Annotated in this window: 23 protein-coding genes and 1 pseudogene; 18 read left to right on the plus strand and 6 right to left on the minus strand. The window is 47.9% G+C overall.

The window, feature by feature from the left end:
• Positions 1–15 precede the first annotated feature (15 nt).
• The 6 genes and pseudogenes from cidR to CXL14_RS04800 all read left to right on the plus strand — a co-directional run bounded on the left by cidR (position 16) and on the right by CXL14_RS04800 (position 4,775).
• Entirely contained in the window at positions 16–924 is a 909-nt protein-coding gene (cidR, locus tag CXL14_RS04775) for a cidABC operon transcriptional activator CidR (RefSeq protein ID WP_003150908.1), read from the plus strand.
• 2 nt (positions 925–926) lie between these two features.
• Positions 927–1,745: a hydroxyethylthiazole kinase gene (thiM, locus tag CXL14_RS04780; RefSeq protein WP_014419198.1), complete on the plus strand. Its 819-nt coding sequence runs from the start codon at positions 927–929 to the stop codon at positions 1,743–1,745.
• Positions 1,742–2,416 (plus strand): thiamine phosphate synthase, encoded by a 675-nt coding sequence (gene thiE / locus CXL14_RS04785; protein ID WP_089072473.1) that lies wholly within the window; start codon positions 1,742–1,744, stop codon positions 2,414–2,416. The genes thiM and thiE overlap by 4 nt, the downstream gene beginning before the upstream one ends.
• Before the next feature lie 76 nt (positions 2,417–2,492).
• A pseudogene (locus tag CXL14_RS20575) lies at positions 2,493–2,812 on the plus strand (Efem/EfeO family lipoprotein); the annotation flags it as partial.
• A gap of 18 nt (positions 2,813–2,830) precedes the next feature.
• Positions 2,831–4,087, plus strand: a complete 1,257-nt coding sequence (gene efeB, locus CXL14_RS04795; RefSeq protein WP_089072472.1) for an iron uptake transporter deferrochelatase/peroxidase subunit — start codon at positions 2,831–2,833, stop codon at positions 4,085–4,087.
• Positions 4,088–4,172: 85 nt separating this feature from the next.
• The gene (locus CXL14_RS04800; RefSeq protein ID WP_014419194.1) at positions 4,173–4,775 is read left to right on the plus strand and encodes a DsbA family oxidoreductase; all 603 of its coding nucleotides are present in this window, start codon (positions 4,173–4,175) and stop codon (positions 4,773–4,775) included.
• A gap of 20 nt (positions 4,776–4,795) precedes the next feature.
• Here the strand turns inward: CXL14_RS04800 and CXL14_RS04805 are convergent, their stop codons facing one another.
• The 3 genes from CXL14_RS04805 to CXL14_RS04815 all read right to left on the minus strand — a co-directional run bounded on the left by CXL14_RS04805 (position 4,796) and on the right by CXL14_RS04815 (position 6,528).
• Complete coding sequence (locus tag CXL14_RS04805) at positions 4,796–5,470, minus strand: glycosyltransferase family protein (protein WP_089072471.1); 675 nt, start codon at positions 5,468–5,470, stop codon at positions 4,796–4,798.
• Positions 5,470–6,150 carry a class I SAM-dependent methyltransferase gene (locus tag CXL14_RS04810; protein WP_065180323.1) on the minus strand — a complete coding sequence of 227 codons (681 nt, stop codon included), beginning with the start codon at positions 6,148–6,150 and terminating at the stop codon, positions 5,470–5,472. The genes CXL14_RS04805 and CXL14_RS04810 overlap by 1 nt, the downstream gene beginning before the upstream one ends.
• A 216-nt stretch (positions 6,151–6,366) precedes the next feature.
• Positions 6,367–6,528, minus strand: coding sequence for an anti-repressor SinI family protein (locus CXL14_RS04815; RefSeq protein ID WP_003150917.1), 162 nt, complete (start codon positions 6,526–6,528; stop codon positions 6,367–6,369).
• A gap of 335 nt (positions 6,529–6,863) precedes the next feature.
• Between CXL14_RS04815 and CXL14_RS04820 the strand changes: the two genes are divergently transcribed.
• From CXL14_RS04820 to galT, 4 genes are all read left to right on the plus strand, one after another.
• Positions 6,864–7,487 (plus strand): TetR/AcrR family transcriptional regulator, encoded by a 624-nt coding sequence (locus CXL14_RS04820; RefSeq protein WP_014419191.1) that lies wholly within the window; start codon positions 6,864–6,866, stop codon positions 7,485–7,487.
• A 79-nt stretch (positions 7,488–7,566) separates the two neighbouring features.
• Positions 7,567–7,953, plus strand: a complete 387-nt coding sequence (locus CXL14_RS04825; protein WP_042635745.1) for a GtrA family protein — start codon at positions 7,567–7,569, stop codon at positions 7,951–7,953.
• A 51-nt stretch (positions 7,954–8,004) separates the two neighbouring features.
• Complete coding sequence (locus CXL14_RS04830; RefSeq protein ID WP_022553959.1) at positions 8,005–9,189, plus strand: galactokinase; 1,185 nt, start codon at positions 8,005–8,007, stop codon at positions 9,187–9,189.
• Complete coding sequence (gene galT, locus CXL14_RS04835; RefSeq protein WP_014419188.1) at positions 9,179–10,720, plus strand: UDP-glucose--hexose-1-phosphate uridylyltransferase; 1,542 nt, start codon at positions 9,179–9,181, stop codon at positions 10,718–10,720. The genes CXL14_RS04830 and galT overlap by 11 nt, the downstream gene beginning before the upstream one ends.
• Positions 10,721–10,736: 16 nt before the next feature.
• On the opposite strand, the gene CXL14_RS04840 is transcribed toward galT, so the two are convergent.
• Entirely contained in the window at positions 10,737–10,982 is a 246-nt protein-coding gene (locus CXL14_RS04840) for a GlsB/YeaQ/YmgE family stress response membrane protein (protein ID WP_014419187.1), read from the minus strand.
• A gap of 503 nt (positions 10,983–11,485) precedes the next feature.
• On the opposite strand from CXL14_RS04840, the gene qoxA reads away from it, so the two are divergent.
• From qoxA to qoxD, 4 genes are read left to right on the plus strand one after another with little or no spacing between them, the layout of a single operon-like run.
• The gene (gene qoxA / locus CXL14_RS04845) at positions 11,486–12,451 is read left to right on the plus strand and encodes a cytochrome aa3 quinol oxidase subunit II (RefSeq protein ID WP_012118744.1); all 966 of its coding nucleotides are present in this window, start codon (positions 11,486–11,488) and stop codon (positions 12,449–12,451) included.
• A gap of 27 nt (positions 12,452–12,478) precedes the next feature.
• The gene (gene qoxB, locus CXL14_RS04850; protein WP_014419186.1) at positions 12,479–14,428 is read left to right on the plus strand and encodes a cytochrome aa3 quinol oxidase subunit I; all 1,950 of its coding nucleotides are present in this window, start codon (positions 12,479–12,481) and stop codon (positions 14,426–14,428) included.
• Positions 14,429–14,442: 14 nt separating this feature from the next.
• Entirely contained in the window at positions 14,443–15,057 is a 615-nt protein-coding gene (gene qoxC, locus CXL14_RS04855) for a cytochrome aa3 quinol oxidase subunit III (RefSeq protein ID WP_003150930.1), read from the plus strand.
• 1 nt (position 15,058) lies between these two features.
• A complete protein-coding gene (qoxD, locus tag CXL14_RS04860) occupies positions 15,059–15,427 on the plus strand; it encodes a cytochrome aa3 quinol oxidase subunit IV (RefSeq protein ID WP_014419185.1) in 369 nt (122 codons plus the stop codon).
• Positions 15,428–15,470: 43 nt separating this feature from the next.
• Here the strand turns inward: qoxD and ywcE are convergent, their stop codons facing one another.
• Entirely contained in the window at positions 15,471–15,731 is a 261-nt protein-coding gene (gene ywcE / locus CXL14_RS04865; protein WP_007614574.1) for a spore morphogenesis/germination protein YwcE, read from the minus strand.
• A gap of 291 nt (positions 15,732–16,022) precedes the next feature.
• Here ywcE and CXL14_RS04870 point away from each other — a divergent pair, with 291 nt between their 5' ends.
• The 4 genes from CXL14_RS04870 (at position 16,023) to CXL14_RS04885 (ending at position 19,887) form a co-directional block, all read left to right on the plus strand.
• Positions 16,023–16,481, plus strand: a complete 459-nt coding sequence (locus CXL14_RS04870; protein WP_029972914.1) for a GNAT family N-acetyltransferase — start codon at positions 16,023–16,025, stop codon at positions 16,479–16,481.
• Positions 16,482–16,682: 201 nt separating this feature from the next.
• A complete protein-coding gene (locus CXL14_RS04875; protein ID WP_014419183.1) occupies positions 16,683–17,870 on the plus strand; it encodes an FtsW/RodA/SpoVE family cell cycle protein in 1,188 nt (395 codons plus the stop codon).
• A gap of 102 nt (positions 17,871–17,972) precedes the next feature.
• Entirely contained in the window at positions 17,973–18,722 is a 750-nt protein-coding gene (gene nfsA / locus CXL14_RS04880) for an oxygen-insensitive NADPH nitroreductase (protein WP_007407708.1), read from the plus strand.
• A 163-nt stretch (positions 18,723–18,885) separates the two neighbouring features.
• On the plus strand, positions 18,886–19,887 hold the full coding sequence (locus tag CXL14_RS04885) for an LLM class flavin-dependent oxidoreductase (protein ID WP_014419181.1): 1,002 nt from the start codon (positions 18,886–18,888) through the stop codon (positions 19,885–19,887).
• Positions 19,888–19,928: 41 nt separating this feature from the next.
• Here CXL14_RS04885 and CXL14_RS04890 read toward each other — a convergent pair whose 3' ends face one another.
• Entirely contained in the window at positions 19,929–22,340 is a 2,412-nt protein-coding gene (locus CXL14_RS04890; RefSeq protein WP_014419180.1) for a S8 family peptidase, read from the minus strand.
• Positions 22,341–22,484: the final 144 nt, after the last annotated feature.

Consider the following 22,484-nt stretch of genomic DNA (forward strand, 5'->3'; position numbering starts at 1 on the left):
AAAGGATGAAATGTAATGGATATCCGGCACTTAACGTATTTCTTGGAAGTGGCCCGTTTGAAAAGCTTTACGAAGGCTTCACAGTCGCTGTATGTTTCACAGCCGACAATCTCAAAAATGATTAAAAACCTGGAGACGGAGCTCGGCATTAAGCTGTTTTACCGCAATGGCCGGCAAGTTGAACTGACTGACGCCGGGCAGAGCATGTATGTGCAGGCGCAGGAAATCACAAAGTCATTCCAAAACCTGACGTCAGAGCTGAACGATATTATGGAAGTGAAGAAAGGGCACGTCCGCATCGGTCTTCCGCCGATGATCGGGTCCGGCTTTTTCCCGAGAGTGCTCGGTGACTTCCGCGTCACATATCCCGATGTGACGTTTCAGCTTGTTGAGGACGGCTCTATTAAAGTGCAGCAAGGGGTTGAGGACGGCTCGCTTGATATCGGGGTCGTCGTGCTTCCCGCGAATGAAGAAATTTTTCATACGTTCACAATCGTCAAGGAAACCCTTATGCTCGTCGTCCATCCGTCACATCGGCTCGCTGACGAGAAAGAATGCAGTCTTCACGAATTGAAAGAAGAGCCGTTCATATTTTTCAGGGAGGATTTTGTCCTTCATAATCGAATTATGACGGAATGCGTGAAAGCCGGATTCAGGCCGCACGTCATTTATGAAACGTCACAGTGGGACTTTATCAGCGAAATGGTATCGGCCAATCTCGGCATCGGCCTCTTGCCGGAAAGAATCTGCCGCGGTCTTGATCCTGACAAAGTCAGAACCATTCCGCTCGTTCATCCGGTCATTCCGTGGCATTTAGCCATCATTTGGCGGAAAGACCGCTATATGTCCTTTGCCGCCAGAGCCTGGCTGGAGCATACGAAATCGTATTTATGGAATCCGAAAAAGAGAAAAAAGGATGATTAAGCATGGATGCACAAACCGCAGCTCAACACTTGAGTAAAGTGCGGGATCAAAACCCGCTCGTTCACAGTATCACCAATAATGTCGTCACGAACTTCACCGCTAACGGACTGCTCGCGCTCGGCGCATCGCCCGTTATGGCTTATGCAATTGAGGAGGCCGCCGACATGGCGAAAATCGCCGGAGCGCTCGTCCTGAATATAGGCACCCTCAGTTCGGCGTCGGTTGAAGCTATGATCGCAGCCGGAAAATCGGCCAATGAAAACGGTGTTCCGGTCATTTTTGATCCGGTAGGCGCCGGCGCCACGCCGTTTCGGACGGCATCAGCCAGCAAGATCATACAGGAGGTCCGCTTGTCCGTCATTCGCGGAAATGCCGCGGAAATCGCCAATATTGCCGGCGCCCCTGATTGGAAGATAAAAGGCGTGGATGCGGGGGAAGCCGGAGGAGATGTGGTTCAGCTCGCTAAGACGGCTGCAAGCAGGATGAAGACGGTCATTGCGATTACCGGAAAAACCGACGTCATCTCGGACGGCACCGACACATACGCCGTACATAACGGTGATAAACTGCTGACGAAGGTGACGGGGGCGGGATGCCTGCTGACGTCTGTAATCGGAGCCTTCTGCGCAGCGGAGAAGGACGTTCTGCAAGCGGCCGTTTCAGCCGTTTCTGTATACGGAAGCGCCGCTCAGCTTGCCGCTCTGGACACCTCCCATAAGGGGCCGGGCAGCTTCCAGATTGAGCTTTTAAACAAGCTGGCAAGCATCTCAGAACAAGAAGCGGCCGAGCTTGCTGCAATTGAAAGGGTGACAGAAAAATGACGCGTATTTCTCGGGAAATGATGAAGGATATGTTATCGGTTTATTTTATTATGGGATCAAACAATACAAGCGCAGACCCCGTTTCCGTGGTGAAAAAAGCCATTGAGGGCGGCGCTACGCTTTTTCAATTTCGGGAAAAGGGGAGCGGTTCTTTAACAGGGGATGAACGTGTCCTGTTCGCGAAGCAGGTGCAGGATGTCTGCAGGCAGGCCGGGATTCCTTTCATCATTAATGATGATGTCGAATTGGCCTTGCGCCTTGAGGCGGACGGAGTGCATATCGGACAGGATGACGCAGACGCCGAAGAAACGAGAGAGGCAATCGGCGATATGATTCTCGGTGTGTCAGCACATAACGTCTCCGAGGTGAAGCGGGCGGAAGAAGCCGGAGCCGATTACGTCGGAATGGGCCCGGTCTATCCGACCGAAACAAAAAAAGATGCTGAAGCTGTGCAGGGCGTTACATTGATTGAAGAGGTGCGGCGTCAGGGCATCACCATTCCGATTGTAGGAATCGGCGGCATTACGGCTAACAACGCGGCGCCCGTCATTGAAGCGGGTGCAGACGGCGTCAGCATGATCAGCGCCATCAGCCAAGCCGAAGATCCAAAAGCGGCGGCGCGCAAGTTTTCAGAGGAAATTCGGCACTCCAAAGCAGGGCTGTCCCGATAGGGCGGCCCTTTTCTTGTTTGCGCAAAAAGGCAGTGACGGACCTTGGAGAATATAAGCCGTATGTCAAGAACAGGGCAATCAGCTTGCAATATCGACCGAAGCGTTTGATGGCTCTATCGTTTCGCTCAAAGTGACGCCTGAACCAATCACCGTCGGCGCCGAAGGCTCAAAAGCCCTCTATAAAACAGTGAAAAGCGCGCAGTGAGAGATCATTTCGAGGTCACGGAAAAACTTAATGCGGAATTCAGCGAATTTGAAGTTTTGATGTCGAAATACAAAACGTGCGATCAATCGTATACGTCCTGTGATACATTAAGTACAGATCAAATCAGAGAGATAAGCACAAAGCTGACGGCCCTTTCTGAAACCATGTCGAAGATTGCCGATGTGCTTTAAAAGGAGTTAAGACACAGCATGAGCGATGAACATAACAAGGAAAAACAGATCCACAGACGGGATGTCCTGAAGTGGGGCGCCGTCGCGGGCGCCGCCGTTGCTGTCGGAGCGAGCGGCCTCGGAGGACTCGCGCCGCTCTTCAAACCGGCGGCCACCGCTTCAAAGAAGAGTGAAGGAAAAAGTGATCGTGATCAAATCGTTCCTTTTTACGGAAAGCACCAAGCAGGAATCACAACGGTGCATCAGACGTATGTGTATTTTGCGGCGCTTGATGTCATGTCAAGCGACAAAGCCGATGTCATCTCCCTTTTCAAACATTGGACAAGCCTGACGCAGCTGCTGACTTCAGGCGCCGTCCCGTCGGGCGAACAGAAAAATAAAGATATGCCTCCGCAGGATACCGGGGAGTCGCAGGATCTGGCACCGGCGAATTTGACCGTTACCTTCGGCTTCGGCCCCGGGTTTTTCGAGAAAGACGGGAAAGACCGCTTCGGACTGAAGGATAAAAAACCGAAGCACCTCGCCGATATTCCGCCGATGCCTAACGACAAGCTCGATAAGGAACAAGGCGGCGGTGATATCGTCATACAGGTCTGCGCGGATAATGAACAAACGGCGTTTCACGCGGTGCGCAACCTGATCAAACAGGCATCGGGGGTGTGCGAAGTCCGCTTTCTCAATAAAGGTTTCTTAAGCGGCGGGAAAAACGGAGAAACACCGCGCAACCTCTTCGGATTCAAAGACGGCACCGGCAACCAAAGCACGAAGGATGAAAACCTGATGAATTCGATCGTTTGGGTTCAATCAGGGGAGCCGGACTGGATGACGGGCGGCACGTACATGGCGTTTAGGAAAATTAAGATGTTTTTAGATATATGGGACCGTTCATCCTTGAAGGAACAAGAGGACACGTTCGGGCGGGTGAAAAGCTCGGGCGCGCCTTTCGGACAAAAAAAGGAAACCGATCCCGTGAAGCTGAATCAAATTCCCGCCGACTCGCATGTCAGCGTGGCAAAATCAACCGGCAGACAGATTCTGCGCCGGGCATTTTCCTATACGGACGGAATTGATCCGAAGACGGGCTATGTTGACGCAGGCCTGCTGTTTATCTGCTTTCAAAAAGACCCGGACCGCCAATTTGTCCCGATGCTGAAGGCTTTGGCGGCAAAGGATGCGCTGAATGAATACACACAAACGATCGGCTCTTCCTTATTCGCCTGTCCCGGCGGCTGTAAAAAAGGAGAATATATCGCCCAAAGGCTGCTGGAATCGTGACACCTTCCATATGGAGGGTGTTTTTAAAAAAACACTTGTAACTATATGTGTTACAGCTTAAAATGAATAGGAAAGGAGACTTACAATGACACTGCAGATTAAAGTATATTCTGATTATGTATGTCCGTTTTGCTTTGTCGGCAAAGCGGCGTTTGAAGAAGCAATCAAGGACAAGGACGTACAGGTGGAATGGATGCCGTTTGAATTGCGTCCGAGCCCCTCGCCGAAACTTGATCCGGTGAATGATCCCGCCAAGCGGCAGATGTGGAAAAACTCCATTGAGCCGATGGCGCAGTCGTTAGGCGTTGACATCACGTTCCCCCGCGTGTCACCGCATCCTTACACGGATTTGGCATTTGAAGGCTTTCATTTCGCAAAGGAACATGGGAAAGGAAGCGAATACCATACACGCGTTTTTCAGGCGTTCTTTCAGGAAGAACAAAATATCGGTGACGTTGGCGTGCTGACAAAGCTTGCGGAAGAAGCGGGACTTGACGGTGCTGCCTTCAAAGAGGCGCTTGAGACAAGAGCGTACAGACACGTACAGCAGGAAGCGCTCCGCCATGCTTATGAGGAAGCCGGCATTACGGCAGTGCCGACGTTTATCATCGGCGATGAGAGAATCCCTGGCGCGGCGGGAAAGGAAACCTTTGAACAAATCATTGAGCGGGAACTGAATAAACGTTAACCCGTAAAAAGCCCTCTCGATCAGCGAGAGGGCTTTGCCATATAGTGTTTGACAAATGTTTGTCTGTCCGCTTCATATGCCGCGGCGTCAAATGAGTCGCCGCAAAAATGAAGGCACCAAGGGTCTTTTTGGCAGGCGACGCCGACTTGATAGCCGTGTTTTTGAAATTCAAGCGACTGTGATGTGTCGTAAAAATGAAAGCCGCGGAACAAATCCTCCCGCCACTCCACGTCATATTGAGCCGCCATTAACAAGCCGTCAATGGCGTCAGCGGGCGTAAACAGGCCGTCTTCATCACCGTGCTCAAAGTCCAAGGGGTGATAAGCATTCCCCCGGTATTCAATCACTTTTCCCATCCGCTCTCCGCTTTCCCACCAAATGCCGTTCGGCGGCAGGGTTTTGCAGCCGGCGACACCGAGAAGGCCGAGCTCCTGATGAGATTGAAAGATATGAAGCATGTCATGAAGGAAATGCTGATGAATGATAAAAGTATCCTGATGCAGATAAATTTTATATTTGGAGGGGTGTTTCAGCGCTTTGTTGTAGGACGAGGCCATGCTTGCTGAATCGTATATCGGCATGATATCAACGGAGTATGAAGGGGGGACGGTAAGCTGCATGATATGGCTTTTGCACCGGGAGTACAGCGACTCGTCATTCACACAGACGACAAACAGAAATGAATGTGCATCCATTACATGCTCCTCTCGGCCTCAATCACATATTGATACGCCGATGCTTCTGTCATAAAGTCATGCCTTATGCCAAGCTGTACGCATACTTCGTGCAATGATGCGATGGCTTTGTGGTAAGTGGGGTGATCAACGCGGATCGCCTCAATGCGTTTCACCTCATAGCCGGCGGCTTTAAATAATGAAAGCATCTCTTCACGGGTAAAAAAACGCAGGTGGGTCTGATCCATTAATCCGGCGTCACTGTAAGTCCATTTGCCGGCTAAAAGCTCCAGCACCACTGAGATGTGGCCGACATTCGGTATGCATGCAAGCACCGTGCCGTCTTTTTTTACATAAGGACGAAGCTTTTTCAGCACGGACCACGGGTCGATAAGATGCTCAAGAACGTCTCCGAACAGCATGCAGTCGAATTGCTCTGATTCGTACGGAAGAATGGCGGATTCAATGTCGCCGCAAAGCACGTGGCTCAATTTGCTTTCCGCCTTTTTTGCGGCTTCGGGATACGCTTCAATGCCGTAAACCGTTATTCCGCGGTCTTCGATCGCCGCTCCTAAATTGCCTGTGCCGCAGCCGACATCAAGCACTGTCCGCCAGTTTTCGTCTATTTTGTTCAATAAATAAGGATTCAGGCCTTCGTAGTAGTTCTGTTGTTTTTCATCATAATAGGGATTCGTATCCATCTGTGTATCACCTCATAAATGGGCATATACACAAGATATGCAGCGGGGGATCTCATATCACCATGTTTGGCTGTTCAATTGCGGAATGCGGACGGGAATGGTTGTCCGGTATACGGTTTGTTCTCTGATTCCCCTCTTATTGCGGATGTTCCTTTGAAAACTCGGGTGCGGGCGGACTGTGGCAGGTCATATAGTAAAAGGATCCGCCTGTAAATCTTACCGCTGGCGGATGGTGTTTTTCATTGGTGTTTTTTTCTTCACCGCTTTTTCAGTATTTAAGAAGCGCCTCACATCGTCAATGTGCAAACCCATGATTCTAGCCTCTTGAATTAACAATTGCCAATCTTGATCTATATCTTTCATTACATGAGTTTTCATAAGAACCTCCAATTGAAAAATTGATTTGCCCAGCTACAGCAGCCAATGTATAACAAATATCACACATAGTTGGCCGGTAATCCCAAATTGAAGATGAATTCACCTACCTATTCCCTAAGAAAATGACTGAAATAACCAAAATCCTTCAAGAATTCTTACATATAATAATAAACAAATAAATACTGACTGGATAGTATGCAAATAAAAATAAATCATATGACCTATTAACATATACCCTCAAAGCGTCGACTAGCATATTCTTTTTGCATAAAAAATACCGCAAAAGAATGATTCGGTGTAAGATAAAGTGAATGATCAAACAGCTGGGGTAAAAAATGAAAAAAAACAAATTTCAAATTAAGAGAGAAGAAACATTTGAAAGTTTTATTGACGCAGGCCTTCATCTCCTGATTGAAAGAGCTTACGATTCAGTCTCAATCGATGACATCAGTAAAGCGGCGGGTTTCAGCAAAGGCGCGTTTTACGTTCATTTTGAAAGCAAGGAAGATTTTCTGAAGCATTTATTAGACAGGCGTCAGATTAAAAAAAGGATCATCACCGGCTATCTCGACGAATTAGAAAAGCAAACCGCGCGGCCGTTGACGCTTTGTGAAGCTGCGGCAAGCGCGGCCAGCCTGTTGATGCGGTTTGTAAACAGCAAGCCTGCCTGGAATGTTGTGTCTTTTGCCGTTCATATGCCTACTTACAAAGTCGTCAGTGAATATGAAGCTTATATCCGTCTTTATAAGTTATGGATAGAAGAAAGCACCATGTACATAAATTGGCTCAAATCGAGAAATTTAATAGAAGACCATATAGATACCGAGCATACCGCTAAAATGATGTGCGCGCTCATCGACGGGATGATTAAGCAATCCAATGTGCTGGGAAGGCCGGTTACTTTCCGCAGCATGTTTGACGCGCTTTATGTTTTTGTCAGCGGCAGAAAATCAGGGTAACGTTCTTCTTGATTTGACAAAAGGTTTAGAAAAGTCTTTCAGAAAGCGAGGAACTGCCATGCGTTACAGAGAAATTATGATGTATATCATTATGGGGATATTCACGACCATCGTGAATATCGTCAGTTTTTACTTTCTGACGTCGGCATTTGAGATGGATTACAAGGCGGCGACTGTCGCTGCTTGGGTTCTGTCCGTTCTATTTGCATATGTCACGAATAAACTGTATGTATTTCAGCAAAAGACCGCGGGGATGCGGAGTCTGATGAAAGAATTGACGGCCTTTTTCAGCGTGCGGGTATTGTCTCTCGCCATCGATCTCGCCATGATGATTCTTCTGGTCAGTCAATTTCATATGAACGAAACGCTGGCGAAAATCGCCGATAACGTCATTATCGTAGTCGTCAACTATGCGGCCAGCAAGTGGATTGTCTTCAGAAAAGCGAAAGAAGAGGGCGTGTCATAACGGTTTCTTTCCGCGCCCCGGGGGAAAGTGTAATGGTGAAAGGGGATGCGTATGAAGCACAAAATAAAGAAAGCGTTTGCTGATGTATTCGGGGAATCGGAGGACCTGCGCATTTTCTTTGCGCCCGGCAGAGTGAATCTCATCGGAGAGCATACGGATTATAACGGGGGCCACGTCTTTCCGTGCGCGCTGACGATCGGTACATATGCAGCTGTCCGGGAGAGAGGGGACAGGCTCGTCAGAATGTACTCTCATCATTTTAAGGAAGCGGGCATAAAGGAATGCAGTCTCGATGATATCCGCTATCAAAAAGAGGACGGGTGGGCCAACTATCCGAAAGGGGTCATGGCGGAATGTCTCAGCAGCGGTTTTTCCCTTCCGCACGGCTTCGATATTGTGTTCTGGGGAAACATCCCGAACGGCGCGGGGCTGTCATCTTCGGCTTCCATTGAACTTGTTACGGCGGTCATTCTCAAGGAATGCCATGAGCTTGAGGCGGATATGCTCGACTTGGTGAAGCTCGCTCAGACGGCGGAAAATTCCTTTATCGGCGTCAGCTGCGGAATGATGGATCAATTCGCCATCGGAATGGGAAAGAAACATCATGCGATTCTGCTGAATTGCGGGACGCTCAGCTTTGAATATACAAAACTCGGGCTGTCGGGGCTGTCGATCGTTATTGCAAATACCAATAAAAAACGAACGCTTGCAGACTCAGGCTATAATACGAGGCTCAAGGAGTGCGGGGAAGCGCTTTGTGATCTTCAGAAGCATCTTTCCGTTCAATCACTGGGAGAGCTGACCCCTTCCGCTTTTGACGCCCATGCGGAGCTGATTCAGAATGAAGTGAACAGACGCCGGGCGAAACACGCCGTCTATGAAAATCACCGCACAATAGAGGCCGCCGACATGTTCAGTAACAATCAGCTTCATCATATCGGTGAATTAATGAGGGATTCGCATCTCTCTTTACGCGATGATTACGAGGTGACGAGTCATGAGCTGGATACACTGGCTGAAGCGGCCTGGCGCCACGGCGGGGTGATCGGATCAAGGATGACGGGAGCCGGTTTCGGCGGCTGTACAGTCAGTATCGTCAAGGACGATGCGGTTTCGGATTTTATTGAAACGGCAGGGGCCCGCTATGAGGAGAAGACAGGGAGAAAAGCTGACTTTTACACGGCGGATGTCGGAGCCGGAGCGAGAGAACTAAAGGGGGATGACGATGGCAATTGAGCGGCACGTGGAACGTTTAATCCGGTACGGATTGCAAAAAGAGCTGATTTCCTATCTTGATATTGAATATACAAGAAACCGTTTATATGAAGCTTTGCATATCACCCATCCGGAGGTTTCAGAACAGAAAGAAAATGAATCGGCGGCATCATTGCCGGACATATTGGCCCCGATTTATGAATGGGCGGCAGAAACGGGCCGGATTGCAGCCGGTACAGACACCTATCGCGACCTGCTGAGCGCGAAGATCATGGGCTGCTTTGCCCCGCAGCCGTCCGAGATTGTCCGTCGTTTTGAAGAAACAAAGGCGGTGCACGGGCCGGAGCAGGCGACAAAGGCGTTTTACCGATTTTCAGAGGATATGTATTATATCCGTTCGGACAGAATACAGCGGAATGTCGGGTGGACGGCTGAGACGGCTTACGGAAAGCTGGACATCACGATCAACCTTTCAAAACCGGAAAAAGATCCGAAAGCAATTGCCGCTGCCAAAGAGCAGCCTCAATCCGATTATCCGAGATGTGTTCTTTGTAAAGAAAATGTCGGGTACGAGGGGAGACCGGATCACCCGGCGCGTCAAAACCTTCGTGTCATTCCGGTAATTCTTGGCGATGAGCAGTGGTTTCTGCAATTTTCTCCGTATGTGTATTACCGGGAGCATTGCATCGTTTTGAAAGACCGGCACGAACCGATGAAGATCAGCAAAAAAACGTTTGACCGGCTGCTGTCGTTCGTCAGCCAGTATCCTCATTATTTTCTCGGTTCCAATGCTGACTTGCCGATTGTCGGCGGCAGTATTTTAAGCCACGACCATTTTCAGGGGGGCAATTATGAATTCCCGATGGCGCGGGCGGAGACAGAAAGCCGGTACAGGCTGCCTGACTATCCGAAAACGATGTTGGGAATTGTGAAGTGGCCGATGTCGGTCATCCGCCTGCAAAGCGGGAGCGCGTCTGAGCTTTCCGGCGCGGCGGATGCCATCCTGCGGGCGTGGCGCGGTTATTCCGATGAGGCGGCTGATCTCCTCGCCTTTTCAGGAGAAACACCGCACAATACAATTACGCCGATTGCCCGGCGGAGAAACGGTTTATTCGAATTAGATCTCGTCCTCAGAAATAACCGCACCTCTGATGAGCATCCGCTGGGAATTTTTCATCCCCATCAGGAAGTTCATCACCTGAAAAAAGAAAATATCGGACTGATTGAGGTAATGGGGCTTGCGATTCTGCCGGGCCGCCTTGAACAAGAAATGAAATACACGGCTGAAGCGCTGTGCTCACCGGACCCGGAAGCGGTCTTAACGGCAGGCCCTTCTGCGGCAAAGCATAAAGATTGGGCGCTCAGTGTGCTGCATAAGCGGAAGATAACGAAAGAAAACGCGGAACAGATTCTGAAAGAGGAAATCGGCCATGCCTTTGCGCGGATACTGGAGCATGCCGGCGTCTTTAAACAGACAGAAGAAGGCAGAGCGGCTTTCCGGCGGTTTATCCGCCATTTGGGCGCTCTACCGGAAAAAAGCCTCATCCCATAAGGGACGAGGCTTTTTTTTATCCTCTGCTTCTGGCGATCAGGCTGAATAAGAATACCACGATCGCAGCTCCGATGATTGCCGGAATGATGGCAAAGCCGGCAAGGTGAGGACCCCATGTGCCGAGCAGTCCGTGCCCGATCCATGCGCCGATCAGACCGGCGATCATTGACCCGATGATTCCTCCGGGCATACTGCCTTTTACAAATAAACTTCCGATCCAGCCGATAATAATAGCGACAATCAGAGATACGATAAAACTCATAAATATCACTTCCTATTTTTTATTATTTATGCCTATATGTTTCCTTCGTTTTGTCCATATTAAACATATGAATGCGTTTTTTATAATGAACATACTCAAGGCGCGTTCCGGTCTTTTTTTTCACAATGCGTTGCGTTAAAATGGAAACCGTGTGAAAAGGTGTGAGCGAAGGAAAAAATATTTCTTTTGTAGAATGTTTAACAAAATGAAACTTTTTGTTGACCAGCGATTTTTATTATGGTAAACCTTTATTTGGTATTATTCGTTCTCACTATCTTTTTTCTCTATATATGCTAAATGATCTAAAACTTTTTATGTTTGATTTGCGCAAGTGGAAAAAGTTCATGCATTTTTTGACGATTTTGTGACATTAGGTCGAAAAAAAGATGAACTTTAGAAAAAAATAAAGCTAATAAGGGCAGATTTTGATAGCATAACAAGGTAGATAGAGAAAAGATTTTGAGAAAGTACATTTCAGATTCACTACATCAATAGGAAGGATGGTGATCTTCTTGTTCAGAGCATTTAAACCGTTACTTTTATTAGCGATGTTGGCTGTTGTTTTCGTACTGGGCGGATGCAGCGACATTTCCGTTTTAGATCCGAAAGGACCTGTAGCAGACCAGCAGAAAGATCTGATTCTCTTGTCAATCGGATTTATGCTGTTCATTGTCGGCGTCGTATTCGTACTATTTACAATCATTTTAGTGAAATACCGCGACCGCAAAGGCAAAGACAGCGGAAATTACAAGCCCGAGATGCACGGCAACACGTTCTTAGAAGTAGTCTGGACAGTGATCCCAATTTTAATTGTTATTGCACTTTCTGTGCCTACCGTACAGACGATATATTCGTTAGAAAAAGCGCCTGAAGCGACAAAGGATAAAGAGCCTCTTGTTGTTTATGCTACTTCGGTAGACTGGAAATGGGTATTCAGCTACCCAGAGCAGGATATTGAGACGGTTAACTACCTGAACATTCCTGTAGACCGTCCGGTTTTATTTAAAATTTCTTCAGCCGATTCAATGGCATCGCTATGGATTCCTCAGCTTGGGGGACAAAAATACGCGATGGCGGGAATGCTGATGGATCAATACTTACAGGCTGACAAAGTGGGAACATATGAAGGCCGCAACGCGAACTTCACCGGCGAACACTTTGCCGACCAGAAATTCAACGTAAAAGCTGTTACGCAAAAAGACTTTAACAGCTGGGTGAAAAAAGCCCAAAGCGATTCTCCAAAGCTGACGAAAGAGAAGTATGACGAACTGATGCTTCCGGAGAATGTCGGAAAATTAACGTTCTCTTCTACACACTTAAAATACGTTGACCACGGCCAAGATGCCGAATATGCGATGGAGGCGCGCAAACGCCTTGGCTACAAAGCCGTATCACCGCACTCTAAAACAGATCCGTGGGAAAATGTAAAGAAAAACGAATTTAAAGTATCCGACGATAAACAAGATTGAAATTGAACAAGAAAGGAGGAAGCCCGAATGAAATTGAGATGGGATGAATTTTTTGTAACAGGTGACCCATTAATTCTGGGCGCACAAGTTTCCATTGCGCTTTCCACTATTGCTATCATCGTTGTACTCACATACTTCAAAAAGTGGAAATGGCTCTGGTCTGAATGGCTTACGTCTGTAGACCATAAGAAACTTGGAATCATGTACATTATCTCTGCTGTTATCATGCTGTTCCGCGGCGGGGTCGACGGCTTGATGATGCGCGCCCAGTTAGCGCTTCCTAATAACAGTTTTTTAGACTCAAACCACTATAATGAGATCTTTACGACTCACGGTACGATCATGATTATCTTCATGGCGATGCCGTTTTTAATCGGTCTGATCAACGTTGTCGTACCTTTGCAGATCGGTGCGCGCGACGTAGCATTCCCTTACTTGAACAACCTGAGTTTCTGGACGTTCTTCGTAGGTGCGATGCTTTTCAATATTTCTTTCGTTATCGGAGGTTCTCCGAACGCAGGCTGGACGAGTTACATGCCGCTGGCAAGCAACGACATGAGTCCCGGGCCTGGTGAGAACTTCTACCTGCTCGGTCTTCAGATTGCCGGTATCGGTACGCTGATGACGGGTATCAACTTTATGGTGACGATCCTGAAAATGCGTACGAAAGGCATGACGCTGATGCGTATGCCGATGTTCACATGGACGACGCTGATTACAATGGTTATTATCGTATTCGCCTTCCCTGTTTTGACAGTGGCATTGGCGCTGTTATCATTTGACCGTTTGTTCGGCGCTCACTTTTTCACGCTGGAAGCCGGCGGTATGCCGATGCTTTGGGCTAACTTGTTCTGGATTTGGGGACACCCTGAAGTATATATCGTTATCTTACCGGCATTCGGTATTTTCTCTGAAATTATTTCAGCGTTTGCAAGAAAGCAGTTATTCGGTTACAAAGCGATGGTCGGCTCAATTATCGCCATTTCCGTCCTGAGTTTCCTTGTATGGACTCACCACTTCTTCACAATGGGGAACAGTGCGTCTGTTAACTCTTTCTTCTCGATTACAACGATGGCGATTTCGGTTCCGACCGGGGTTAAAATCTTTAACTGGCTCTTTACGATGTATAAAGGCCGAATCAGTTTTACAACACCGATGCTGTGGGCGCTTGCGTTCATCCCGAACTTCGTTATCGGCGGGGTAACAGGGGTTATGCTTGCGATGGCTGCAGCGGATTATCAATACCATAATACGTACTTCCTCGTATCTCACTTCCACTATGTGCTGATCGCGGGTACGGTATTTGCATGTTTCGCAGGTTTTATTTTCTGGTATCCGAAAATGTTCGGCCACAAGCTGAACGAAAGAATCGGAAAATGGTTCTTCTGGATCTTTATGATCGGATTTAATGTATGTTTCTTCCCTCAATACTTCTTGGGGCTGCAAGGTATGCCTCGCCGTATTTACACTTACGGACCGAATGACGGATGGACTGCATTGAACTTTATTTCAACTGTCGGAGCCTTCATGATGGGTGTCGGATTCTTAATCCTTTGCTACAACATCTACTACAGCTTCCGCTACTCTACTCGCGAGATCAGCGGAGATTCATGGGGCGTGGGACGTACGCTTGAGTGGGCGACTTCATCTGCGATTCCGCCGCATTACAACTTTGCGGTGCTTCCTGAAGTGAAATCTCAAGATGCGTACCTGCAATTGAAAGAAGACAAAACGGATATTCATCCGGAAAGCAAGTTCAAGAAAATCCATATGCCGCACAACTCCGGAAGACCGCTTATTATGTCAGTGGCGTTCGGTATTGCAGGCTTCGGACTTGTATTTGAATGGTTCTGGATGGGCATTGTCGGCTTGATCGGCATTCTGCTTTGCATGGTGCTTCGTTCATTTGAATATGACAATGGCTACTATATACCTGTTGAAGAAATAAAAGAGACGGAAAGAAAGATTTCCGAATAAAGGAGGCGTGATTTATGGAACATGCAGAACACGGCAATTCTAACGCGCCTATGGAATATCAATCTGAAACCGGCAGACTCAATATTCTCGGGTTTTGGATCTTTTTAGGGGCAGAGATTGTGTTGTTCTCAACACTATTTGCAACCTTCTTCGTTCTTCAAAGAAGAACAGCAGGAGGAGTCTTACCGGCTGAATTATTTGAAGTGAAGCTTGTCATGATCATGACATTCCTGCTTCTGATCAGCAGTTTCACCTGCGGGATCGCTGTTCATGAAATGCGTCGCGGAAGTTTAAAAGGCGTCGTCATTTGGACGATCATTACGCTTCTTCTCGGCGCGGGCTTTGTCGGATGTGAGCTTAACGAGTTCATCCACTATGTACATGAAGGAGCATCTCTCGGTACAAGTGCTTTCTGGTCTGGATTCTTCGTCCTTCTGGGAACGCACGGAACGCACGTAACGATCGGTATCTTCTGGATTGCCGGCATCTTACTGCAATTGAAGAAACGCGGATTAACGCCGCAGACGTCTTCAAAAATCTTTATCTCAAGTTTATACTGGCACTTCTTAGACGTTGTTTGGATCTTCATCTTTACAGGCGTTTATCTCATCGGATTGGGGGGACTATAATATGGCAAACAAATCTGCTGAACACAGCCACTTTCCGTGGAAGCATATCGTAGGTTTTGCGTTGTCTATTATTCTGACCCTGCTGGCCCTTTGGGTTGCGGTATATACGGAATTAAGCCCATCAGCAAAACTCTGGATCATTTTCGGATTCGCATTTATCCAAGCCGGTCTTCAGCTTCTCATGTTCATGCACATGACAGAAAGCGAAAACGGCGGAATTCAAGTCGGAAACACGCTCTTCGGATTTTTCGGAGCGATTGTTATCATCCTTGGTTCCATCTGGATCTTTGCGGCGCACTACCATCACGGTGACCATATGGATGGAAACCCTCCTGGCGGTGCGAAGCAACATTCCGAACATCAGGAATAAAAAGAAACCCTCTTCGTCTATGCGAAGAGGGTTTTTTGTGCCTTTATTGGCTTCTTCTCCGGCGCAGGCGCGGAAGGCCGTAAATGATAAAGGCGGCGATATGGGCAACGATGACGTTGGCGGCAAACAGGATGATCATGAGTGTGTGGCCGAGAGGGGATAGGCTGCTGGTTGCGTAAAAGTAGAAGAAAACCCACATGAGAATAATTGGCGGTATGGCCGAAAGAGCGACTTTTTTGTTATCCAGCCAGATAAAGAGGGGTGTTGCGCTTGCGACCAGTAAATAAGCAAAAAACATGTCCATCTTACATGTCTCCTTTCATTTTATGGGAGCGTTTCCAAAATGAAATACAGAGAATAAAATGTGTCTGTTTTGTGGTCGTTTTTTGAACATTTTGTTACAATTATTATACCATGTTTTCCAATTTTTGATACCGCTTTTTCGAGAAATGTATTGCAACTATTGCCTCATTTTTGGATAGGTACAAGAAACCGGAAAGGCCAAATACCCTGTCACATTTCCGGACAATGGAATGGCGCAGGCTGTGAACCTTTGCTATGGTCAAAGAAACATGCACAGCAAGGGTGGTTTGAAGTGGACGTAAGGAAAGAAGATGTCACAGCACCGGATGTCATTGCGCTTTTGCAGGATCATCTGAAGAGCATGACCATGCATTCTCCTCCGGAAAGTATACATGCGCTCAATGCGGACCGGCTGCGTCAGCCTGACGTTACGTTTTGGAGTGCGAGGGAAAACGGCATCCTGCTCGGCTGCGGTGCCTTAAAGGAGCTAAACAGCCGGCACGGTGAGATCAAATCAATGAAAACCTCTCCGCATCATGTCAGAAAAGGCGCAGCCAACCGGATCCTCCGCCATATGCTTGAAGAAGCAAGGCGGCGGGGCTATCAGCGGATCAGCTTAGAAACCGGTTCTATGGAGGCTTTTCTCCCCGCCAGACGCCTGTATGAAAAAGCCGGGTTTCAATATTGTGATCCGTTTGCACATTATAAAGAGAACCCGAACAGCTTGTTTATGACGTTAAACATAAGCTGAAACCCCTTTTCTGATGAGAAGGGGTTTTTTATCGGAAAAGTTTCATCATGACCGAAACATTTCCTTTTCTGACACGTCATATGTCGTGTAGTCCCCAAACCGTAAAAAATAAAAAGGAAGCAACCTCATCATGTTTTCTTGAACTGTGTTCATGTATAATAAACAATAGTGACTTCCGATGAAAATGTAAGGCGGGATAGAATGAGTCGATATAAGAAACAGCAAAATCCCTATTATCAGGGGGATTTGATTTTTATATTTGGTGTGTTTTTAATAATTAGTGTTGCGGCGATTTATGCGGCCGGACAGTTCGGGCAGTACGGAGGCAGTGCCTGGATGAAACAGATTGTCTTCTATGTTATAGGTGCGGGATTCATCGGATTATTGCTGTACTTTGATTTAGAGCAGCTTGAGAAACTGAGTCTGTACGTATTGATTGCCGGCGTGCTGTCACTGCTCCTTTTGCGTGTGGCGCCGGAATCCATCGCGCCGATTAAAAACGGAGCGAAGAGCTGGTTTCAAATCGGAAACTTTACCCTCCAGCCCTCTGAGTTTACGAAAATAGGAATTATGATGATGGTCGCGTCCATTATATCGAAGGCGGGCCCGAAGGATCAAAGATCACTTCGGGAAGATGTGAATCTGCTCTTGAAAATTGCGGCATGGACGGTCATTCCGCTCGGGCTGATCGTTTTGCAGGATGCCGGAACGGGTGCGATCTGTCTGTTTATCGTTATGGTGATGGTGTTTATGTCGGGTGTAAACTGGAAGCTGATCACCATCATCGGCGGTTCGGCCGCGCTTGTGCTTGGCCTTTTCTTAGTTCTCGTGATTGAATTTCCCCATGTGGCGAATTCAATCGGCATCGCGGATTATCAAATTAACCGGATTACATCGTGGATGTCTGACTCCAGTGCGGCAACGACTCAGGCAGAGAGCGATAAAAGCTGGCAGGTGGATCAGGCCGTTATGGCGATCGGATCGGGCGGCATTACCGGAAACGGCGTTCATAATCTGAAGGTGTACGTACCTGAGGGACAGACCGACTTTATCTTTGCGATTTTGGGTGAAAGTTTTGGATTTTTAGGCTGCGCCATTGCGGTTGTCATGTTTTTCTTTTTAATTTACAGACTTGTGGTGCTGATTGACCGCTTGCATGCGTTTAACCGATTTGGAGCGTTTTTTTGCGTAGGATTTACTGCACTTATCGTGATTCACACCTTCCAGAATATCGGGATGAATATCGGCATTATGCCGGTTACCGGTATTCCGCTGCTGTTTGTCAGTTATGGGGGGAGCTCGGTGCTTTCTACATTAATCAGCTTCGGGATCGTATATAACGCAAGTGTGCAGCTGACGAAATATAAAAGCTACTTGTTCAATTCTTAATGTGAGACGGCTCGTTTTTCGGGCTGTCTTTTTTTGTTTAGAGCATTTCGCTTTTGACATGATTCCCTTTCGGATATGATATATAAAGAAGGAGGCTTTTATATGAACAATACCATCGAAACCATACTTAATCATCGGTCGATCCGATCATTTACTGACGAGCTTCTGACAGCAGAAGAGATAGATACATTAGTGAAAAGCGCCCAGGCGGCGTCAACGTCCAGTTACGTGCAGGCTTACTCCATCATCGGTGTAACCGATAAAGAGAAAAAGCGGAAGCTGGCGGCACTGGCCGGAAACCAGCCTTACGTCGAAAATAACGGGCACTTGTTTGTGTTTTGCGCTGATTTGTACCGTCATAAAAAACTTGCTGAGGAAAAAGGTGAAAACATTACCGAGCTTCTTGAGAATACGGAAATGTTTATGGTCAGCGTCATTGATGCCGCACTTGCCGCACAAAACGTAAGTGTTGCCGCGGAATCAATGGGACTTGGCATTTGTTATATCGGAGGCATTCGAAATGAACTTGATCAGGTGACAGAAGTGCTTGGAACACCTGACCATGTGCTGCCGCTGTTCGGCTTGGTAGTCGGTCATCCCGCTCATCCGTCCGGTCAAAAGCCGCGCCTGCCGAAACAAGCCGTATATCATGAAAACACGTACGATACGAATGAAGAACACTTCCGCAGTTATATGAAGGAATATGATGAAACCATTTCCGCTTATTATGATAAACGGACAAACGGCAAGCGGGTTGAAACGTGGTCTGATCAAATCCTGCAGTTCATGAAACAAAAACCGAGAACCTATTTAAATCAATATGTAAAAGATAAAGGTTTTCAAAAGAATTAAGAAAAAACCTCTCCCGACCGGGAGAGGTTTTTTTATGTTTCACGTGTAACATATTTCGACAAAATGGAACAAGGTATATAAATGTTTATCATCAGGGATGCTTATAAGCATACAGAAAGAAAAAACGGCTTAGCAGTGGTACGATGTTGAGGAGGTGACAGTGATGATTTCATTAAGCATATTAGATCAATCTCCTGTATCAGAAGGGAGTTCCGCGGAAAGCGCGCTGCGGAATACAGTAAGACTGGCGCAGGAGGCGGAAAAGCTCGGATATAAGAGGTTTTGGGTGTCAGAGCATCATTTTTCAGAGCGGTTGGCGGGTTCAAGCCCTGAAGTGCTGATCAGCCATATTGCGGCGAAAACGAATGAGATTCGTGTAGGATCAGGCGGTGTCATGCTTCCGCATTACAGCGCATATAAGGTGGCGGAGAATTTCCGCGTGCTTGAAGGTTTGACGCCGGGCAGAATCGATCTCGGATTAGGGAGAGCGCCGGGCGGAATGCCGATCGCATCATGGGCGCTGAATGACGGCGGGAAGCGGAATGCTGATCAATATCCGCAGCAGATTCGTGAGCTGGCGATGTATTTGCATGATGCAGCTGATGACAATCACCGTTTTCCGAATCTGACCGCATCACCCCTTATTAAGACGGCGCCGGAAGTCTGGCTTCTCGGTTCATCGGGGGAAAGCGCGCTTCTGAGCGCAGAAACGGGAGCAGGCTATATGTTTGCTCACTTTATTAATGGAGAAGGCGGAGAAAGCACGACAGCACAATATAAGCGCAGATTTAAACCTTCCGCATTAGGAAAAGAACCAAAAACGGCCGTGGCTGTGTTTGTGCTGTGCGCCGACACGGAGGAGAAAGCGGAGGAACTCGCGGCTGTCATGGATTATACGCTGCTTGCGGGTGAACAGGGGATTCCGCTTCACGGCGTACCGTCTTACGAAATCGTCCGCGGCAATACGTATACACCGTATGAACAAAGACGAATTGCCGATAATCGGAATCGAATGATCATCGGAACGAAGCTGCAAGTGAAAGAACAGATTCTGGCTCTCAGTAAAGCATACGGAACAGAAGAAGTGATGGCTGTAACCATTACTCATCATTTTGAAGATAAACTTCAGTCATACCGCCTGCTTCGAGAAGCTTTTGCCGAATGATCAGAAAGAAACCCTGCTGATGCTCCAGCAGGGTTGTTCGGTTATTCGATGATAAAAGGTTTTTCAGTCAGCACCTGGCTTGATTTCCCTTTGTTCGCGGCATAGGCCAGCATATAATATTCTCCTGCCGGCAGTGCGGTGTCACCATTGACTTTGCCGTTCCAGTCGAAATATTGATAGCCTTTATCCTGCTTTTTGTAGATGCCGGCTTGGCCGACAAAGTCAAGATTGCTGTCATATACAAGGAAGGCAAGCTCTTCGGCTCCCGCCGGAAGATAGGTTTCAATTTGGTAGGTTCCCTGCGTTGTGCCGTCCTGCACGTCGATTGACGTCACGCGCGGATAATCCGGCTCTTTTACAATCAGCAGTGTCGGCACTTTTGCGACTGTTTTTCCGCCTTCACGCACTGTGACGGTTCCCTCATAGGTGCCTGCCTTTACTTTTTTGGCATTGACCTTTACTTTCGCCTTGACCTTTCCGGTTTGATGAGCGGGGATCACGACCCGGTCTGTGCCCGAAACGGTAATGCCCGTGCCGTCGAAAGAGTACTCGAGCTGATATGATTTTCTGATGGACGATTGGTTTTCAATCGTAAAGGTTTCTTTTTTCGTTTCATTGCCTTTGTCTTTCATAAACGTTCCGTAAGAATAACTTCCCGGGGCGACAAGGGAGTCTGCTTTGATCGCCTTCATGATTCTGATGCTTCCGGCGCCTTGCGCATTATGCGGGTATACGTCACCGTCCGCGTCCGTTAAGGTTTCCGCCGTGTTCATGAGAGCGGCTTTTATTTGTTCCGGGCTCCATTTCGGTTTGGCCTGCTTGATGACGGCAGCTGCGCCGGCTACATGCGGGGAAGCCATGCTCGTTCCCTGCTTCGATCCGTAGCCGTACGGGTCGGCCGGATCATGGGTCGGAATGGTGCTGACGATGTTTACGCCGGGAGCGGAGACGTCAGGTTTAATCATCCACGTGTCCATAACCGGACCGCGTGACGAAAAGTCTGCCATTTGTTCAGTGAGCGATTTAGCCACGGATAAATTGAATGTCGCTTTTGTGCCGCCCGCTTTTAATTGGCTGACGAGTTTTTCGCCGTCTTCTGATGAAAGCTTAATCGTCGGCACTGACATGCCCGGTACGTTGGCTTCAATTTCTCCCGGGGCATTGTTATACACAACCATACCGATCGCGCCCGCTTTTTTGGCGTTGTCGGCTTTATCCACAAAGGCGATGCTGCCCCGTTTGACGACAGCGACTTTTCCTTTCATATCTTTGCCTTCAAAATCCTTTTGCTCGCCGATACCCGCCTCTATGAGCTCTGTTTCTTTTTTATTCAGTGCTTTTATGTCATCTTCTTTGTTGTAGCCCATTACTTTAGCTGAGGAATAGGAACCGAAGGAGACGGCGTACTCGTTCAGCGGCAGCTGGGTCGCTCCGACGGAGATGGCTTCTCTGGACGTTCCCGGAGAGCCGACGGTCCAATTGTTCGGCCCGCTGTTTCCGTTTGATGTAACGGCCGTGACGCCTTCTGACATCGCCCAGTCAAGCGCCGTGCTTGTCGCCCAGTCTGGGTTATTCACAGAATTGCCGAGAGAAAGGTTCATGACATCCGCTCCGTCCTGTACGGCGCGTTCGATGCCGGCGATGACGTTCTCCGTTGTTCCGCTTCCGCCCGGACCGAGCACACGGTAGGCAAGGAGTGTAGCATCGGGTGCGACGCCTTTAATCGTTCCGTTTGCCGCTACCGTGCCCGCGACATGGGTTCCGTGGTCAGTCGACGCGCCTCTCGGATCACCGGACGGCGTTTCTTCAGGATCGTAGTCGTTATCCACAAAATCGTATCCTTTATATTGTCCGAAATTTTTCTTTAAGTCAGGGTGTTTATATTCGACACCGGTATCAATAATGGCAACCTTGACGCCTTTACCCGTATAGCCGAGCTTCCACGCGTCATTTGCCCCTATATAAGGCGCGCTGTCATCCATCTGCGGAGACACGGCATCCTTAGATAGGGTGATGTCTTTATCTTTGAGCTGATCGGTATGATAGGTGACATTCGGATAAACCGCTTTGACATCCTGATCACTCAGCAGTTTGGGGATTTCATTTGCCGGGAGTTTCATGGAGAAGCCGGAAAACACTTGCTCATATTCCCTGTTGATTTTTCCGTGTTTAATGGTTTTGAGCGCTTTCTTTTTCACTTTTGAGCGTTCGCTTTTCAGCTTGCTTTTTGTCTGTGCTTTGCCGAGTTCCTTTGCTTCCGCCAGTGACTTTTCCTTCAGCTCCACGATGACTGTCGTTTGTTTGCCGGTGGTCATATCAATGTCACCGAACACCTCAGCCTTCTCAAGATCAGGAGTTTGCGGTTTTGAAGCCGGCGCAGCCTGTGAACTTGTGGATAAGGTAAAGGATAAGACAAAAGCCGGAAGCAGATAACGGATGATTCCTTTTTTCAATCGTGTTTCCCCCTTTTTCTTTATCTAAATTAGAAATCTAGTATATATTTCTTGAAAATTCAAAATAATCCTTGTGACATATGACTCATTTATGGAAATTGGTCTGTGAATAAGGAGGGAGTTATACACAGAATTCTGTGTATA

The organism is Bacillus sp. SJ-10, from assembly GCF_002843505.1.
In the GTDB taxonomy this organism is placed as follows: Bacteria; Bacillota; Bacilli; order Bacillales; family Bacillaceae; genus Bacillus; species Bacillus velezensis.

Coding starts and splice junctions, on each gene's coding strand:
- cidR (WP_003150908.1), top strand. CDS start 16: ATGGATATCCGGCACTTAACGTATTTCTTGGAAGTGGCCCGTTTGAAA.
- thiM (WP_014419198.1), top strand. CDS start 927: ATGGATGCACAAACCGCAGCTCAACACTTGAGTAAAGTGCGGGATCAA.
- thiE (WP_089072473.1), top strand. CDS start 1,742: ATGACGCGTATTTCTCGGGAAATGATGAAGGATATGTTATCGGTTTAT.
- efeB (WP_089072472.1), top strand. CDS start 2,831: ATGAGCGATGAACATAACAAGGAAAAACAGATCCACAGACGGGATGTC.
- CXL14_RS04800 (WP_014419194.1), top strand. CDS start 4,173: ATGACACTGCAGATTAAAGTATATTCTGATTATGTATGTCCGTTTTGC.
- CXL14_RS04805 (WP_089072471.1), bottom strand. CDS start 5,470: ATGGATGCACATTCATTTCTGTTTGTCGTCTGTGTGAATGACGAGTCG.
- CXL14_RS04810 (WP_065180323.1), bottom strand. CDS start 6,150: ATGGATACGAATCCCTATTATGATGAAAAACAACAGAACTACTACGAA.
- CXL14_RS04815 (WP_003150917.1), bottom strand. CDS start 6,528: ATGAAAACTCATGTAATGAAAGATATAGATCAAGATTGGCAATTGTTA.
- CXL14_RS04820 (WP_014419191.1), top strand. CDS start 6,864: ATGAAAAAAAACAAATTTCAAATTAAGAGAGAAGAAACATTTGAAAGT.
- CXL14_RS04825 (WP_042635745.1), top strand. CDS start 7,567: ATGTATATCATTATGGGGATATTCACGACCATCGTGAATATCGTCAGT.
- CXL14_RS04830 (WP_022553959.1), top strand. CDS start 8,005: ATGAAGCACAAAATAAAGAAAGCGTTTGCTGATGTATTCGGGGAATCG.
- galT (WP_014419188.1), top strand. CDS start 9,179: ATGGCAATTGAGCGGCACGTGGAACGTTTAATCCGGTACGGATTGCAA.
- CXL14_RS04840 (WP_014419187.1), bottom strand. CDS start 10,982: ATGAGTTTTATCGTATCTCTGATTGTCGCTATTATTATCGGCTGGATC.
- qoxB (WP_014419186.1), top strand. CDS start 12,479: ATGAAATTGAGATGGGATGAATTTTTTGTAACAGGTGACCCATTAATT.
- qoxC (WP_003150930.1), top strand. CDS start 14,443: ATGGAACATGCAGAACACGGCAATTCTAACGCGCCTATGGAATATCAA.
- qoxD (WP_014419185.1), top strand. CDS start 15,059: ATGGCAAACAAATCTGCTGAACACAGCCACTTTCCGTGGAAGCATATC.
- ywcE (WP_007614574.1), bottom strand. CDS start 15,731: ATGGACATGTTTTTTGCTTATTTACTGGTCGCAAGCGCAACACCCCTC.
- CXL14_RS04875 (WP_014419183.1), top strand. CDS start 16,683: ATGAGTCGATATAAGAAACAGCAAAATCCCTATTATCAGGGGGATTTG.
- nfsA (WP_007407708.1), top strand. CDS start 17,973: ATGAACAATACCATCGAAACCATACTTAATCATCGGTCGATCCGATCA.
- CXL14_RS04885 (WP_014419181.1), top strand. CDS start 18,886: ATGATTTCATTAAGCATATTAGATCAATCTCCTGTATCAGAAGGGAGT.